8 protein-coding genes and 6 pseudogenes are annotated in these 15,289 nt (G+C 68.7%); 4 read left to right on the forward strand and 10 right to left on the reverse strand.

The window, feature by feature from the left end; genetic code table 11:
* Positions 1 to 384: 384 nt before the first annotated feature.
* Both ACZ60X_RS10430 and ACZ60X_RS10435 read right to left on the reverse strand, forming a co-directional pair.
* Positions 385 to 1,113: a hypothetical protein gene (locus tag ACZ60X_RS10430; RefSeq protein WP_469595864.1), complete on the reverse strand. Its 729-nt coding sequence runs from the start codon at positions 1,111 to 1,113 to the stop codon at positions 385 to 387.
* Between the two features lie 780 nt (positions 1,114 to 1,893).
* Complete coding sequence (locus ACZ60X_RS10435; RefSeq protein WP_469595866.1) at positions 1,894 to 2,445, reverse strand: hypothetical protein; 552 nt, start codon at positions 2,443 to 2,445, stop codon at positions 1,894 to 1,896.
* A gap of 133 nt (positions 2,446 to 2,578) precedes the next feature.
* Here ACZ60X_RS10435 and ACZ60X_RS10440 point away from each other — a divergent pair.
* Positions 2,579 to 2,888: pseudogene (locus ACZ60X_RS10440) on the forward strand (helix-turn-helix domain-containing protein); the annotation flags it as partial.
* Here the strand turns inward: ACZ60X_RS10440 and ACZ60X_RS10445 are convergent.
* A pseudogene (locus tag ACZ60X_RS10445) lies at positions 2,888 to 3,232 on the reverse strand (IS110 family transposase); the annotation flags it as partial. The pseudogenes ACZ60X_RS10440 and ACZ60X_RS10445 sit on opposite strands and share 1 nt — an antisense overlap.
* A 395-nt stretch (positions 3,233 to 3,627) precedes the next feature.
* Positions 3,628 to 4,213 (reverse strand): annotated as a pseudogene (locus ACZ60X_RS10450) (recombinase family protein).
* A 485-nt stretch (positions 4,214 to 4,698) separates the two neighbouring features.
* On the opposite strand from ACZ60X_RS10450, the gene ACZ60X_RS10455 reads away from it, so the two are divergent.
* A complete protein-coding gene (locus ACZ60X_RS10455; protein WP_469595869.1) occupies positions 4,699 to 5,259 on the forward strand; it encodes a DUF4232 domain-containing protein in 561 nt (186 codons plus the stop codon).
* A 170-nt stretch (positions 5,260 to 5,429) separates the two neighbouring features.
* Here the strand turns inward: ACZ60X_RS10455 and ACZ60X_RS10460 are convergent.
* Positions 5,430 to 6,481: pseudogene (locus ACZ60X_RS10460) on the reverse strand (IS110 family RNA-guided transposase).
* A 361-nt stretch (positions 6,482 to 6,842) separates the two neighbouring features.
* Between ACZ60X_RS10460 and ACZ60X_RS10465 the strand changes: the two are divergent.
* Positions 6,843 to 6,974 (forward strand): annotated as a pseudogene (locus ACZ60X_RS10465) (IS5/IS1182 family transposase); the annotation flags it as partial.
* The gene (locus ACZ60X_RS10470; RefSeq protein ID WP_469596032.1) at positions 6,962 to 7,363 is read left to right on the forward strand and encodes a hypothetical protein; all 402 of its coding nucleotides are present in this window, start codon (positions 6,962 to 6,964) and stop codon (positions 7,361 to 7,363) included. The pseudogene ACZ60X_RS10465 and the gene ACZ60X_RS10470, both read left to right, overlap by 13 nt.
* Here ACZ60X_RS10470 and ACZ60X_RS10475 read toward each other — a convergent pair.
* From ACZ60X_RS10475 to ACZ60X_RS10495, 5 genes and pseudogenes are all read right to left on the reverse strand, one after another.
* Positions 7,349 to 8,890 carry a nickel transporter gene (locus ACZ60X_RS10475; protein ID WP_469595872.1) on the reverse strand — a complete coding sequence of 514 codons (1,542 nt, stop codon included), beginning with the start codon at positions 8,888 to 8,890 and terminating at the stop codon, positions 7,349 to 7,351. The two genes, ACZ60X_RS10470 and ACZ60X_RS10475, sit on opposite strands and share 15 nt — an antisense overlap.
* Positions 8,887 to 10,458: a tetratricopeptide repeat protein gene (locus ACZ60X_RS10480; RefSeq protein WP_469595874.1), complete on the reverse strand. Its 1,572-nt coding sequence runs from the start codon at positions 10,456 to 10,458 to the stop codon at positions 8,887 to 8,889. Before ACZ60X_RS10480 ends, ACZ60X_RS10475 begins: the two co-directional genes overlap by 4 nt.
* Positions 10,459 to 10,555: 97 nt before the next feature.
* Complete coding sequence (locus ACZ60X_RS10485) at positions 10,556 to 12,097, reverse strand: DUF4331 domain-containing protein (RefSeq protein ID WP_469595877.1); 1,542 nt, start codon at positions 12,095 to 12,097, stop codon at positions 10,556 to 10,558.
* Between the two features lie 640 nt (positions 12,098 to 12,737).
* A pseudogene (locus ACZ60X_RS10490) lies at positions 12,738 to 13,652 on the reverse strand (transposase); the annotation flags it as partial.
* Between the two features lie 447 nt (positions 13,653 to 14,099).
* Positions 14,100 to 14,723, reverse strand: coding sequence for a hypothetical protein (locus ACZ60X_RS10495; RefSeq protein ID WP_469595879.1), 624 nt, complete (start codon positions 14,721 to 14,723; stop codon positions 14,100 to 14,102).
* Positions 14,724 to 15,289: the final 566 nt, after the last annotated feature.

Consider the following 15,289-nt stretch of genomic DNA (forward strand, 5'->3'; position numbering starts at 1 on the left):
ACGTGCCGGCATATTCTGAAATTCGAAATATCAGCTCCCGGGGAAGGGCCTCCGGTGAGCATCAACGCATCGACGTATCTTCGATCGAGCCGGCAGATACGACGTCTCCGGGCTCGACTTCGTGTTCATAAAGGTCACCGCGGGGCACAGCTACGCCAGCCCGGCTTCTACCACTTCGCCCGCCCTGGACCGTTCGAGGTTCAGGCCGACTCCGCGCACACAGGGACATCCTCGCCCTGGACCGGGAAGACCCCGGAATGTCGGGGGCGTGGAAGGACGCATGGACCAAACGGGTGCAGGAGAAATGGTGCGGTCATATCACCTGCATCCCGACCGAGGAGAGCCGGCTCTGCCTGGCCGGCGGGGGTCCCTCACACGCGTACGTCAAACGAGTTGGAGGTCCGTCTCGAGGGCTGTCAGGTTGATGCCATTGGCCTGGCCCGCTTCCTTGTACTCCTGAGAAATGATGGCCCAGGCCTCGTCGGAGTACGTGGACCACCAGTCCCAGGCCACGGGCTGGACCGCGCCCCAGGTGACTGCGTAGAGCCAGTCGGCGTCGTAGCCCAGCAGGGGGATGGCATGCCCGCCCAAGATCTCCTGCTCCTGCCAGCCGGGGTCCAGTGTCCAGGGCTTGTGGTCGTTGAACTGCTGCTGGGCGTTGGCGGGGACCTGGATGCCGGCGTAGACGCCGCCGAAGAGGTCGATAGCCTGCTTGAGGGTGGTGAGCGAGTGGACGTTGACCGGAGCGTAGGCGACTACCTGGTTTCCCCACAGCCCTTGGTGCTGCCAGGTCTTGAGGAGCTTGGCCTCGACCAGGCCGCTGTCCTTGCCCCGGGTGAGCTCGAAGTACTCGTCGACGACCTGCTGCTCGCTGGGGACCGAGTCGTTCTTTCCGGTCTGGGCGTTCCAGCACTGGATCATGTGGGCCGCCGCGGCCATCGTGCAGTCGCCGACCTGGTCGTTGCCGTCCATCGGCCAGGTGCTGACCTTGCCCTGCCAGTCCACCGACGGCGGCGGATCGGGTAGCGGAGCCTTCGCGTACGCTGTCAGCTCCTTCAGGGCTTCCGGGAACTGGGGGAGACGCTTTCCGAACTTTCCTGCTATACGGGCCATCACAACTCCCACACGGTGAGTGAACTCCTGGTCGGCTACTGCCCGGCCGGCCGCTGGCCCTGTGCTCCCGGGCATTTGGGGAAGTGGCTCGGGAGCATTACATGGGCTTCCACTGTGACGAGCGCGCTGGCCCCGCCACCCAAGTGCCTCCTCACTGAGGGCCGTTGGCACTCAACTCTGGGGCTGTCCTGCCCGGCGTCGCAGGGCGCTAGCCCGTCAGGCCGATGCGGTCGCCGGCCCGGGGGAGCCAGCAGGGACCGCATCAGTCTGTGCCGCTGAGTTTCGCCGTCAGGACGGCGGCACCGCAGAACCTTGCTCGCGAACTTCCCATACTGGTCCATGTGCGGCGGCCTGTCAGGCAGGGATCGCGGACGGCACTCGGACCGGTCGGAGCGTCCGGGCGAGCACCGACTGCCGGACCGGCCACGCCGGCAACCCGACGAGGCAGTCCCTTCATTCCTTTTTAGTAGCTTTGTGGTGTAATGTCATATCCAGTCGGGGCGCGTAGGGTGCATAGACGGCACATAAGGCGCATCCAAGGCGCACACGGCTCGCGGAACGTGCAAGAGAGCGCGCTCGATACGCCCCCGCGGCGCCCGGTGCACCGCCGGCGGTGTGCAGGGCGCGGAAGATGACGGCCTGCCCGAGTCCAGGATCTCCCGGTACTTCTCGCCGCCCTGGCTGAGGCGGACGACGGCTTGGTCCCGGGTGAGGTCGCCCCGGTCGGCGAGCGCGGTCATCACAGGGGCTCCCGGTCGCGGCGCGCGGCGGCGATCAGGGTCATACGCTTGTGGAAGCTGGGTTCGAGAAACCGGCCGTGCAGCTCCCGGCCTTCACTGGCTGTGCCGTCGACGTGTTGGCGGAGATCTGGTGGGCCAGGCCGAGGGTGGCCTGCAGGTTGGGAAGGTCGAGGAATGCCATGTGCGCCTCTTCGGCTCCCGGTTGTCCTACTTCGTGCGGGCGGCTCAGGGCCCACTCCTGAAGCGGGCCGAGCAGCTCGTGGCCGGTGTGAACGTCGGTGACGTCGGTGCGTGTGTCGGGCGGCATCAGGTCGCTCCGGATGATCTGGCCGAGTGCGGTGATCGGCCCCGTTCGGTTCCATGGGCTGCGCATGCCTGCCGGCTCCGCTTCTCCTGGCAGGCCGATGTCGGCGCAGGTGAGGTCCATGCCGGTCCCAGCGCTCAGAACCTCCATGATCAGGCGCGGCACGGGTTCGCGGGGGATCGCCCCTTTCAGCCAGGCTCGGACCCGGCTCTCATCGGTGCCCAGCTCGCGGATGCCCTGTCCGTTCCCTCGCTGGGTGACCAGGCAGGCCGACTTCTTGTTGGTCAAGCGAGCCTGACTCCAGTGAGCGTTTTCAAAGTGACCACCGGTCGGGTGACGGAGTGGCCTCCTGCAACGCACGAGGCTCCTGTGCCGTTGAAAGAGGTGTTCGACGTCTCAACTCATCAGCACGGGAACCTCGTTGGTTCCGTATGCTGCCGTACTCGACCTGCCTCACGCCCTGGTCGAGTGGGTAATCATGCTCATCGTCACCCGTGAGGGTGACCGCCGCTGCAAGCTGCCCGCCTCACCAGCGTGCTCTCGTCGGCCTGGTCTACCTTCGCCGGCACGACACGCTCGCGCAGATCGCCGCCGGTTTCGGCATATCAGTCGGCACTGCCCACGCCTACGCCACCGCTGTCATCGGCCATCTGTCCCGCCGGGCGCCCGGGCTGCTGCGCGTCCTGCGGGAGACGGATCCCGACCACGTCCTGCTCGACGGAACGCTCGCACGGCGCATCCGAGCCTGGTCGGCGATGACGGTGGCGTCCTTGGCGTCGGTCTTACCCATGCCCCGGTAGCCGGCCGAGGCCCGGTTGACCGCCAGGCCGGGTATGTAGACGAGGTGCTGACAGTGGTTGAGCTGTACGCTGATCAACAGTGCGGCCATGCCGTCGGCGACATCGACCGCCCACACCACGTCCTCGTCGAGAGCCAGGACGTCGGCGAGCAGGGCCAGCAGTTCCGGCTCGTCGTTGAGGACGCGGCGTGACAGCAGCCGTTCGCCCTCGGCGTTCAGCACCACGCAGTGGTGATGGGTCTTGCCGATGTCCGTACCCGCCCAGATCTGGGCCACCAGTTTTCCTCCGGTCGTTCGATGGCGCTCTGTACTCCTGGACGACCTCGCCGACGTGGTCCTACTCAGCGATCCGTCCGCGGACGTTCGCAGCTCCTAATCAGCGGCCGAGTCGTCGTCAGACACCGGGCGGCCAGGTTAGGGGAACCATCGAGGGCAACCGCATGAAAGCCGTACCCGGCGTCTCTGGGTCTCTGGACCTTACGACGGCGCGTCCAACCCACCAGCAAGGTAGGACCGCATGACGGTCATCGCCGCTGCCGTTCTCACCCTGGAGCGTCAACGCTGAAAACGCTCAGTGGCTTCACGCCCCGGTAGGGGTGCCGTTAACGAGTGGCGAACCCGGTGGCAAGTATCCATTCCCCTACACCGTGGAGCGGGGTACGCCGAACATGTCAGCGATCTCGGTGGACGTTCTTTTTTCGCTCGTCGTAGAGCCGTTGGGCGAGCGCGGCTTCGTCCGCGGTGAGCTTCGGTCGGCTCCCGCCGATCGGGCCCCGGGCCCGCGCGGAGGCGAGCCCGTCGTTGGTGTTCGCCATGATCAGCTCACGCTGGAGTCCGGCGAGCACGGACAGCATCCTGAACATCACCCGGCCCTCCATCGTGGAGGTGTCGATGCTGCTCGATGACGTGCAGCCCGATCATTCGCTCACGCAAATCGGCGCCGGGGGTCACGAGGTGCAGCGCCGAGCGGGAGAGCCGGTCGAGCCGGTTGGCCTTCAACGTGTCGCCGTCGCGGCGCAGTTGGAGGACGAGATCGAGCTTTGGCCGGGACGCTTTCGCGCCGCTCGCCTTGTCGACGTGGACGTTGTCGCGGTCGACGCCAGCCCGTAGCAGGGCGTCAATCTCATGATCGGGGTTCTGGTCGGCGGTCGCGACCCGCGCGTAGCCGACGAGCACGTGTCGGAATCCATCGGCGGGACCGTTCACCGACGTTGATTGTCGCCGTGGGTTGCCGACACTGCCCACCTGCGGGTTCATGGCCACGGGTCGAGTGTCGGCAGACGGTTCTTTGCCGACACTTCCGGATTGGTCCTGGGCCTGCGGGTTGCGTCACGCGCGAGGTTCTGCAAATGGCTGCGCCACGAGACGGCCCTCGCCCGCACCATCGCGCAGGAGACTGGCACGCCGCCGACGATCCGGCAGGCGCAGCCCTGGACCACTTCGCACTCGAAGCGCCCCGCCTCGCCACGGACATCGCGACCCGCTGGACGCCGTCACCGGCGCCTTCGGGCTCCTCGAACACGGGTGGAACGCATGCCCCCGGCCTGAGTAAGAACTACGTCTTCCGTGAGCATATCTGGGAACGCGGAAGCCTACGGCGGCATCTTCATATACGAAGGCAAGGAACCTCTGTCTTCGAATTGCAGTCGCACCCCCACACGGACAGAAAAGCGCCGTCACCGACTGAGAGGCATAAGGCTATGAACAGACATGCGATAGCAGGCGCGGTGGTCGCAGCCGGCATGGTGCTGGCCGTGACCGCTTGCACTACCGGGGAACGCGACCAGCCTTACGCCGCTACAAGCAGCGGTTCATCCACCATCGCACCGGCAATGGGAAAGGAGGACGTCAAGAAACATCCCAGGTGTGTCACCATACGTTTGAGGTGGGCACTCACCAGCCTCAAGGCCCCTGCCGACACGTCCGGCGGGTCTTCTTATGCTGTGGCCCGGCTTTCCGCTAAGAACACCGCAAACCAGTCGTGCACCTTTGACGGCTATCCGTCGGTCACACTCCAAGGCGATAAAGGGGCGTACATCTTCGCCTCGCCAACCGGCAAGAATGCTCCGCGGTTGACGCTTACCCCAGGACGCTCAGTGCAGGTCGACCTGCTTTACAAGGACGGGCCAAGAGGGGATGGCTGTGCTTACCCGGACAGTGCCGCTGACATTCTGTATTATGCACCGCATGCCCAACCGGGTGAGGAAAGCCAGACCATCGAATTGACAGATGGTCACGGCAAGCGCCTCCCCATGGACGTCTGCACAATGAAAATATTGATGAGTCCGCCGGCCCTGGACTGACGCGGCGGTGCTGCCACGTTAACCGATGGGTGAGATGGCATTCAGATTGTTCATGGCTGGAGGGGCAAGCAACAGGGCGGAGCCACCCGCGGCGCCAGCACCCCTGGCCGACCTGAGCCGACAGCTGGCAGCCAACCGTACAGCCCGCACCGCCGCAGACTTCCGCGACCTCACTGATTCCTCATGCGGTGTGTCAAGCCGCGAGAACCGTGGATGGGGTCGCCGTAGCACCGTCCGTGACGCAAGAGGGCCCAGAGCACATTGACGCGGCGGCGGGCGACCGCGAGGACGGCCTGGGTGTGACGCTTGCCCTCGACCCGCTTGCGATCGTAAAACCGGCAGGGCTCGGGGCAGTGCCGAATGCTGAACAACGCCGAGATGTGGAAGCCCGTTGGAGACGGCGGTTGTATCGCTGCGGACGCCGCAGGTTGCCGCTGACCTTCCCGGAGTCGCGAGGTGCCGGAGCGACACCGCCGAAGCCGCGAGACGGTCGGCGGTGCCGAAGCGGCTCATGTCGCCGCCGGTGGCTGCTGGGAACTCGGGTGCGAGGATGACGCCCAGAGCGGGCATGCTCGTGATCACCTCAAAGCTGGCGTGGTCGCGAAACCGTGCCTCGATAGCCTTGTTGTCGAGCTCGGCCATCCGCTGGTTGAGGGCCATCGGCTTGCACCAGCTGGGCGGTCAGCTTCTCTCCGGGCAGGCTCGTGAGCTGTCGCTCGGCGGCCTGGACTCCCGTTCCAGTCCGGGGAAGATCCCCGTCAGCTGGGCACGGAGGCGGTTGACAGTCCGCGTGTGGTCGGCGACCAGGTCCGTGCGTCGTCCCGTGAGGATCTTGAGGTCGGTGACGGCTCCGTCATCGGTGTGAAAGGGCTGCGGATCACGGCGGACGCGGACCTGGTCTGCGATGACGGCAGCGTCCTCGGCGTCGGTTTTGCCCTCGCCGCGGCAGCTCGCGGATGCACGGTGGATGGCTCGGCCGGAGATGCAGTGCACCGGCTGGTCGCGGTGAGGAGAATCGTGATGGCCAGGACGGCTCCGCCATCGGCCAGGTCAATGCCCCAGGTCACCTCCTCGCCCAGGGCTTGAACGTCGGCGAGGACTCGAGCAGTCGGGGTTCGTGGTTGGCGACGCGTCGTGACAGCAACCGACGGCCGCTGTCGTCGATCGCGACGCAGTGGTGGCGGGCCTTGCCTGCGTCGATGCCGGCCCAGATCGCGGCCATGTGGTGTCTCCGTGCGGTGTGCTGCTGGTTCCTCCCATGGACGACCTCGCTGTCGATTCCCTACTCAGCGATCATTCTCAATTCCTCATTGGCAGCCGAGTCGTCGTGGGGCACCGGGCGGTCAATGAGTGAGAGCCACAAGCTGCGGAGCCCTTTCAACCACACCCTGCCCCTGGGCGGGTGAACCATACGAAGGGCTCACCACCTCCCGCAGAACAATGTAGGGAGCCCTTTCCAACCTCTTTCTGAAGCGGGCCAGTTGGGCTGACAACGTGGTGCAGCCCCTGGTAGATGGGTTTTCGACCAAGAGAACCGTCTCCGCCAGAGGTTTCACGGGCTTGTCGACCCGCCGAGCGTCGATGTGTCCAGCTCTGCCCTCCGCTTCCTCACGCAGCAGTTGCGGTGGCACCGCCGTACGATCGGCTCCCGTTGGCGGCGCCTGGGCGCCGGCCGACCGGCCCTGCTGACATTCGTCCATCTGTGGGTGGGGCGCTCGCCGAGAACCGGGTCCTGCACACCTTCAATGAGGTCGGCGCCTGTTACGCGCAGGCGGGCGAACGGGTCGACCTCGGCGTCCACCAACTGATCAACCCCGTGATCACACCCGGTGAGGACGGCGAGCACCGCATCATCGTGGACTTCGCCTGGGAACGCGTCACCCGAACCGACCAGCCGATGAGCGCCCGCACCCGCCGGGCCCTCACCGACACCCGCGAGCGCTACCTGCGCCTGAAGCGCTTCCACGCCACCATCCTGGAATCCGTCACCCCGGTGGCCACCGAGGAGGCGCTCACACTCCCAACCAACACCACCGAGCCGCTCTGGCCCGCGTACACCGAATGCGGAGGCATCGCTCACCGAACGTACTCAACTCATTGCTGATACCGCCCCCTTGAACACCAGTCCGGCGCCGAGCGCCAGTACGACGAATGCGGAACCGAGGGGCGCGGTCCTGCGCACCAGGGCCGCCACCGGGTGGGAGGTCCAACGGGGACGGCTGTCCAGCACGCGGCTCATCCCGCTGCCGACCTTGACCACCGCGAATCCCGCCGCAGTGAGGGTGAGCGCGAGGCCCGCGCCGTACGCCACGACCAGCAGCAGCCCGAACCATGCCTGGCCGAGCGCGGCGGCACCGACGAGGACGACGACCGCGGAAGGGCTTGGCACGAGCCCACCGGCGAACCCGAGGAGGATCGTCCCGCGGAGGCTGGGGGCGGGGGGATGGGTGTGGGGGGCGCCGCCGTGGCTGTGCTCTGCAGGGTGGGGATGGGGGTGCGGGTGGTCGTGCGGGGAGTGGTTGTGGTCGCGTGAAGGGGCGTGCTCGTGGCCGTGATCGTGCCCGTGCCCGTGTCCGTGCGTGTGGCCGCGGTTGCGCAGAGCCCGGCGCACGAGGTTGGCGCCGGCCAGGGTCACCAGGACACCGCTCAAGAGGCCGAGCCAGGCGATCACCGAAGGGGTGGCGGCGGAGCCGGCGGTGACGAGGAGGCCGAGGGCGACCACGCCGAGTGTGTGGGTGACGGTGACGGACGCGGCGAGCGGGAGGACGTCCTTCAGACGGGCCCGGCCGCCCCGGGCGGCTGCCGTCGCCGCCATCAGGGTCTTGCCGTGGCCCGGGGCGAGTGCGTGCATCGCGCCCAGCACGACGGAGACGAGCAGAGCGACGGCGGCGAAGCCGGGGGTGAGGTGATGGCGGGCCACCAGGTTCTCCAGGGCCTGCGTCCAGCGGTCGACGCCGCGCGGGAGCACGGAGGCGGCGGGGGCGGCCCGGTCGCCGCGGCCGTCCGTGGCGAGGGCGGCGCCGCCGGGCCGGGCGCGCAGGGAGGCGGCCGTGGTATCGGCGGGGGAGGAGAGCAGGTCCTTGGGGTAGCTGGTCAGTTCCTGGGAGACCGAGGTCTTGGGTACGTCCGACGACGTGAGCGTCATACGGTCACCGCGTGCGGTGATCTCCCGCCAGCCGGGGCCGGACGTGGTGCCCGTGTTGTGGAAGCCGAGGCTGACCGTGGCCCCCTTGGGCAGCGGGGCGGTCGACGTGCACACCACGCGCAGGGTGTTGAGGCCGGCCTGGCCGGGACGCAGGCTCGCGCGGCTGGACGTGACGGTGAGGGCGACCGTACGGCCGTCCACGGTTATCTTGCTGTCGTGCGCCGCGGTCGTGCAGCGCCGCTGGGCCCATTCGGTCATGCCGAGCCGCCCGATGTCCGGCTTCGCCTGGGCCGCGGGGATCTCGGCGAGGTCCTCCACATGCTCGACGCGGAGCACGCCGGGCGCGGCGACGAGGCCGTCGTAGCGGTTGACCGTGAAGTTGCCGAGGGGGTGCGCGCTCGCGGTCGCGGCGGGGGCGAGCAGGAGCGCGGTGACGGCGGTGAGCAGGGTCGCGGTGGAGGCGATCAGGCGCCTGCGGTGCGTCACCTGGTCACCCCCAGGTCCTTCAGGGCCTTACGGGCTTCCCGGGCGCCCAGCGGCGAGAAGCCGGGGTTGAGCTGCAGGGCGGCCGTGAGGTGGGTGCGGGCATCCTCGGTGTGACCGGTGGCGCGTTCGATCATGCCGAGGTGGTAGAGGAACGCGGCGTTGTGGTAGCCGGTGGCCGTGGCCTGACGGGCGTACGCGAGCGCTTCATGGTCGCGGCTGTTGACGTGCAGCGCCCAGGCGAGGGCGTCCGCGGTGTGCACGCTGTGGCGGCGGGCCCATTCCGCGCGGGCCGCGCGCAGGGCGGCGGCCTTGTCGCCGTGGTCGGCGGCGGCGAGCGCGGTGTCGAGGTCGGCGTTGACGCCGTTGGCGCGGGCGAGGGAGATCCAGGTGTTCACGAGGGCGTACTGGTCGTGGGCCTTCTGCTCGTCGCCCCTGGCACCGCGGTCCTCGTACAACTCGCCGAGTTCCACGAGCTGTTGGGGCAGGGGGTAGTGGGCGACGACGTTCTCCATGCCCTTGATGGCGTCCGCCCGGTCGCCGGTCGCGGCCTGGGCGCGAGCACGGCCCTCGAGCGCGGGGACGTAGGTGTCGTCGGCGGCCAGGGCGCGTGCGTAGTAGGTGAGGGCGCTCTCGTAGTCGCCCTGGTTCCAGGCGAGCAGGCCGAGCTGGGTGGCGACGTAGGAGACGTCGCCCGGGGTGGTCGCGGTGTCGAGGGCCTGCTGCAGCACGGTGTGGGCGGTCTTCGCGTCACCGCGCAGTTCGAGCACGTACGCGTACCGGGTGAAGATGGGAACGCCGGGGCGCCGGGCGTCGGCGATGTCCGCGGCCCTCGACGCCTCGGCGTAGCGGCCGAGTTCCACGAGGGCGTCGATACGGGAGGACAGCGCGTGTTCGCTGTACGGGTTCTGTTCCAGAGCCTGGTCCGCGTAGGTGAGGGCGTCCTTGAACTCGTGCCGGGCGGCCGCGACGGCGGCGCGGCCGGCCAGGGCCGTGTCGTTGCCGGGAGCCAGCGCCAGGGACCTGGTCAGGGCCTTGTCCGCCTGCGCATAGCGCGCGGGGTCGCCCTTGACGCGGGCCTGCTCGTCGTAGGCGAACCCGAGGCTGGCCCAGCCTCCCGAGTCCTTCGGCTGGGCGCGCAGATGCGCCTGTAGCGCGGCGATGCTCGCGTCCAGACTGCCGCTCGCCGGCAGACCCGGCGGCACGGCGCTGTCCGCCGCCACCGCCACCGGCGCGGCACCCCCTTGCCGCATGGCCCCGACCACCACGGCGCCCGCGGTCAACGCGACCGCCAACATGGCCGCGCACCCTGCGAGCCGCACCACCCGCCACCGCCTCCCGGCCGCAGCGACCCGCCGCACCGCAGCGACACGGTCATCTGCGACGACTGCGGAGTCCCTCGCCTTTCCCGTGTCGACGTCACCGGCTTCCCGGGCATCGGCAGCGGGCTCGACGGCGACCGGCTCGGTGTCCTCCTCGGCTTCCCTCGACCTCTCGGTGGCCGACGACTCGGGCTCCGGTTCGTCCTCCACTCGTTCCTCGGTCTCACTGTCGTTCGTACGTGGGGTCATGCCTCTCCTCGGTGGCCTGGTCGCAACGGAGTGGGAAGGCGCGGCCCGCGGCGTGGGGGACGGGTGGGCGCGGGCCGCGCCAGTCGGTGGGGCGGGGTCAGTAGGGGCGCTGCATGCGGCGACGCCACCACGCCAGGCCGGTGCCGATCAGCAGGATCCCGGCCGCGCCCCCGGCCGCCGAGCCGGCGATGAGCATCGTGTCCGAGCCGGAGGACGCCCCCGCCGGCTGCAGCGCGTCGCCCAGCTGGCTGCGGACGTCGGTGCCCTTGGTCGTGCCCTTGACGAGCGGGCCGCGCGAGCCGGAGTTCGGCTCGGCGACGTACGGGAAGGACTTCTCGAAGGCCGCGTCGTTGGCGTTCACGCCGTCGGTGAGGCCCGTCTTCTGGCCCAGCAGGAAGCCCTCCATCACCTGCAGCGCCTCGTCCACCACGTCGTCGGTGAGCCGGCGGCCGTTCGGGAAGCCCGCGTTGTCACCGTCCAGCACACCGAGCCGCTTCGGCTTCGCGGCCGGCTTGATCGAGGTGTTCAGGCGCAGCTCCTCAGCGGGCCGCACGTTCGGCGGCTGGTTGAGGCCCTTGACGCCTTTGAGGAAGACGTCGACCAGGTCGTTGCGCGGCTCCGGGGGCGCCTTGATCTTGTAGATCTGCTCGATCAGCTTCGGCAGCTCCGGATTCGTCACGTTCTTCAGGAACTGGGCGTCGTCCCACGGCGCGGAGGCGTTGAACCTGTCCTTGTCCTTCAGGGGGTTGACGACCTCGTTGACCAGCGGGTTGCCGAGACGCGACACCTGCGACCAGCCGCCACGCGCGTTCTTGCGCTGCACGGTCGACCAGACGCCGACCACCGGCTGGGACGACGACTCGCGGATCATGTCGTTCGGCACCTGCAGGGCGATCGTGTTGACGTTGTAACCCTTCAGCGTGTCGTTGCCGACCTCGGACAGGTTCCCGCCGTACAGGAGGTCGAAGACACGCAGGTCCGCGAAGAACGGGTCGTCGGCCTGCCCCGCGAAGGTCTGCGCGTCGCCGGCCGCCTTGTGGACGGCCTGCTGGCGCAGCTTCGCGTAGTCGGGCATCGACGCCTTGCCGACGTCCGACGGCGCCACCGGCACGTCGTCGGCGAGCCGTGTCTTGGAGACCAGCTTCTGGTCGTGCAGCTTGAGAACGTCGAGGTCGTACGTCTGCGTGATGTTCAGGTTCGGGTCGTCGAGGCTCTTCACCACGCCGGTGTTGTAGAGGAACGTCTTGTTGTTCTTCCGTTGCGTCTTGAAGGTGTAGCGGAAGATCAATTCGCTCTGCGCGTCGCCGTTGTTGTCGATGTGCAGGTCGTATTGGGCGTCGTCCGCGAACGTGTAGAAGTTGGGTCCGCCGGCCGGTTCCTCGAACGGGACGAAGTTCGCGATGAGCGTCGTCGTGTCGGGCTTGTCCGGGCTGACGAACGCGTAGACGTCCGTGTTGTCGTACTGCGGTGTCCCGGAGATCAGCGGGGCCTCCCGGTGGCTGGAGGCGTGGGCCGCCCCAGGTTCCAGGGTGGCCACGCCGGTGGCCGCGAGTCCTCCGGCGACCAGCGCCCCGCAAAGGAGGGTGACAAGGCCCCTGCGACCCGTACCGCTCCTGGAGAGTCTGGAGAGTGGTGTCATGCCGTCCGTCCTGAGTGCAACTTGTCTGACTGCCCAGGGATTCGGAGCCAGCGGACGGGCGGATTGGCCGGACGGGGAATTTCCTTTCCCGTGAATTTTCATGAAGCTTTTACCTTGCCCGACCCGCGTTTTCGGCGTGCCGATCCGTAGTCCCCCCGAAGGTGTGTCTTGCCGTGGATGCGCGGTGTGCGGGGAGGAGCCGACTGTGGCTACGGGGGAGAGGGCCCGCCTGGCGGCCGATGAACTGATGGTGATCGTGGCGGGTGGCGACCAGAGGTCTTCGGGGACCCGTACCACCTGGTGCCCGCCCTGGTCTCGGACTGGGTGAGCTCGTCCCTGTTGAGATGCGGCGCGGGTTGATTGCGGGTCAGACTGGCTCGTACGGGCCCTCGACGACGAGCCGGCACGGATGAGGGCGATGCAAGCCTGGGCGCCCACGACAGTCATCCCGAGCGCTTCGCCGCTGATCAGGCGGCCACAGAGCGTTTTGCGGCGCGAGGTGACGTACATCCTGTAGTCGCCCGTCGCCCGTCGCCTCGCTGCCGAGGGTGCCCGGACCGTTGCCGACATCCGGGGTGAGAACGGGCTCCTGGCCGCTCATCTCGCTCGCGAAGGGTGGAGACCGCGGTCGTCGACCGGTGATGGCCCTCCAGCGGTCCTGGGCGGACTGGACGAGCTTGAACACCATCGCGAGGGCCGCGGCTGGACTGCCGGCCCCACGGGTGACCTTGGTCCGCAGCTTGACCGTGGAGAACGTCGACTCGATGGGGTTCGTGGTGCGCAGGTGGATCCAGTGCTCGGCCGGGAAGTCGTAGAACGCGAGCAGCTCGCACCGTCACCGGCGACCAGTTCGGGGTCCCGCATGCCGCGTCGGCGGCAGTCGCGCAGCAGGTCGGCCCACGACTCGGTGGACTCCCGCAGCCCCTCGGCCAGCGCGATCAGCTCCTTGGTACCGTCCAGCCGCACCCCGAGCAGCCCCAGAACGCAGCTGTGCGCCTGCCCGAGCCGGACCTTCGGGTGCACGCCGTCGGCTCACACGTAGACGAAGTCGCGCTCGGACAGGTCACGGTCCTGGAAGGCGGCGTGGTCGTCCTGCCACTGCTTCGTTAGCCGTGTCACCGTCGCCGCCGACAGCCCGGCCGCACCGCCGAGGAACTGCTCCAGGGCGGGCACGAAGTCCCCGGAGGACAGTCCGTGCAGGTAGAGCAGCGGCAGCACTTCGGAGATCTTCGGGGACTTGCGGCACCAGGGCGCCAGTCTTCGACGAGAACCGCTTGAGCTCACCGGTGGCCTCGTCCACACGGCGGTCGTTCACTCTGGGCGCGGTGACCTCGACCGTCCCGGCCGCGGTGACGACGCTGCGGGGCTGGTGGTGACCGTTGCGGACCACCAGGCGGTGCCCACGCTCGTCCCGCTCGTTGGCCAACTCGGCTATGTGCTGGTTGACTTCCGCCTCCGGTGCGACGGCGAGCATCCTACGGGCACCCTCCCGGGCGATCTCATCGATCAGGGAGCCGGACTCGGTTGAACCGTCGGCAGTGACTACGCTGAGCACGGGCGTGCCTTCCCGATCCGCGCTGCGAACGCGGGCCTGCTCGGTGACCGTCACAGGATCATTCGGGAAGGTACGCCTTCCGCGTCCCGCCGGGGCTGATCCACGGGTCTTGAGCATTGCTCGAATGTCAACGGCCCTCGCGACTCTCCGTCACCACCGAGTGTGAGGCAGGGCCACTGGCTGGACACACCCCTCGCTGGCGAAGAGGCCGACGCCGAGCGACTGGCTGCCCGTCTGTCCCCGACCGGGTGGTATGTCAACTGCCACACCACTGCAGAGACGTTCGTGACCTTCGCCGACAAAGTCTTCAGCCCGCGCAAGCAAGCACCGCGCCGTCGTCAGGCGCAGGGCCACGCGCGCTCCATCGGAATTCCCGGGCCGCAACTGGCCTGGCAGCCGCCCCGCCAGGCCCGGCACACGCCCTCGTGGTCAGGGACGTTGAGGCTGTCACGCCTGCCTCGCTCGTTGGGCGCGCAACCCGGCTCGCTTGAGAGTTACTTCGGACAAGGCGGCGATGACCTGCTCGTCTCCGCGGCGCCAGGCGTCGGTGAGGCCGCCTGGCGGGGTCGGCACCGCGGTGAGGTCGCGCTGGGGGCCGGTCAGGGCGCGCAGGGCGAGCAGGTCGGCGCCGCCGGGGCTGTCGAGGAGACGCCGGGTGATGGTGGTGCGCCTGATCCAGCGCAGGCGCGGGGGGAGCCACAGCACCAGGATGAAGGCCAGGGGCAGGACGATCAGCGCGAGCGCGGTCAGGTCGGCCACCTGGCCCACGGTGTGCTGCAGCGACTGCCCGGCGTCGGAGAGGCCGTCTCCGGCTGCGGCGGCGGTCTGCAGCGGCTTCTTCAACGAGCCTCCGATCAGCGGGAGGTCGGAGGCCGCGTCACCGGCGTCTCGGAGGCTGGAGGCCAGGCTGTCGCCCGCGTTCTGCGCTTTGCGTCCCGGTTCGGCCAGCCGCATGATCGCGCCGTGGACGGTCAGGGCGAACGTCACCGTGACCGTGATCAGGGCCAGGGCGACGAGATCAGCGAGGATCTGGCGGGTCCGGCGTGCCGGAGTCTGGGCATAGAGGCGCATGGGCGTACTCCTGTTCCGGTGATGGAGCGGAGAAGGCGGGATCCGGTAGGGCGGGCCGCTGTGTTCGCAGCGGTGCCCGGCCGGGCGCTGGACTCGACTCTTCCACCGGGCCAGGCGGGTAAACGTCCCCGGCACGGCGGCCGGACCGGTGCGGCGGCACCCGGTACCGGGACCCGCACGGCTGTCCCGTCCCACGCCGCGCACTGCGATGCAGGTCGTTGCGGTGGACGCGCAGGGGGGCGCACCGTCCAGCTGGCCATGGGGATCTTCTTGTGGCCCAATGGCGTCACGAGTGCCCACCGGTGGGCAGGCCGTTCGCTTTGGCGCGGGCGTGGAGCGGGCCGGAGGGTGTCGGGCTGGAGGCTGCCGCTGTCGTCGGTGGCGCGGGGTGCGGTGTCATCGGTGGCGGGCGGCCTGCCTCGACCGGCGCCCAGCACGGTCCCTGAGCGCACCTTGCGCAGACGACCGCGCAGTGCGGAGTTCTTCCTCCCCGACGGACCAGGTGATCGCTCCTCACCCGCCCGCGCACGACCGATCTTGAACGCAGGGCTGGGAGACGGGCATCG

The organism is Streptomyces sp. NPDC104106, assembly GCF_055584345.1.

Coding starts and splice junctions, on each gene's coding strand:
- ACZ60X_RS10430 (WP_469595864.1), bottom strand. CDS start 1,113: ATGGCCCGTATAGCAGGAAAGTTCGGAAAGCGTCTCCCCCAGTTCCCG.
- ACZ60X_RS10455 (WP_469595869.1), top strand. CDS start 4,699: ATGGTGCTGGCCGTGACCGCTTGCACTACCGGGGAACGCGACCAGCCT.
- ACZ60X_RS10480 (WP_469595874.1), bottom strand. CDS start 10,458: ATGACCCCACGTACGAACGACAGTGAGACCGAGGAACGAGTGGAGGAC.
- ACZ60X_RS10485 (WP_469595877.1), bottom strand. CDS start 12,097: ATGACACCACTCTCCAGACTCTCCAGGAGCGGTACGGGTCGCAGGGGC.
- ACZ60X_RS10495 (WP_469595879.1), bottom strand. CDS start 14,723: ATGCGCCTCTATGCCCAGACTCCGGCACGCCGGACCCGCCAGATCCTC.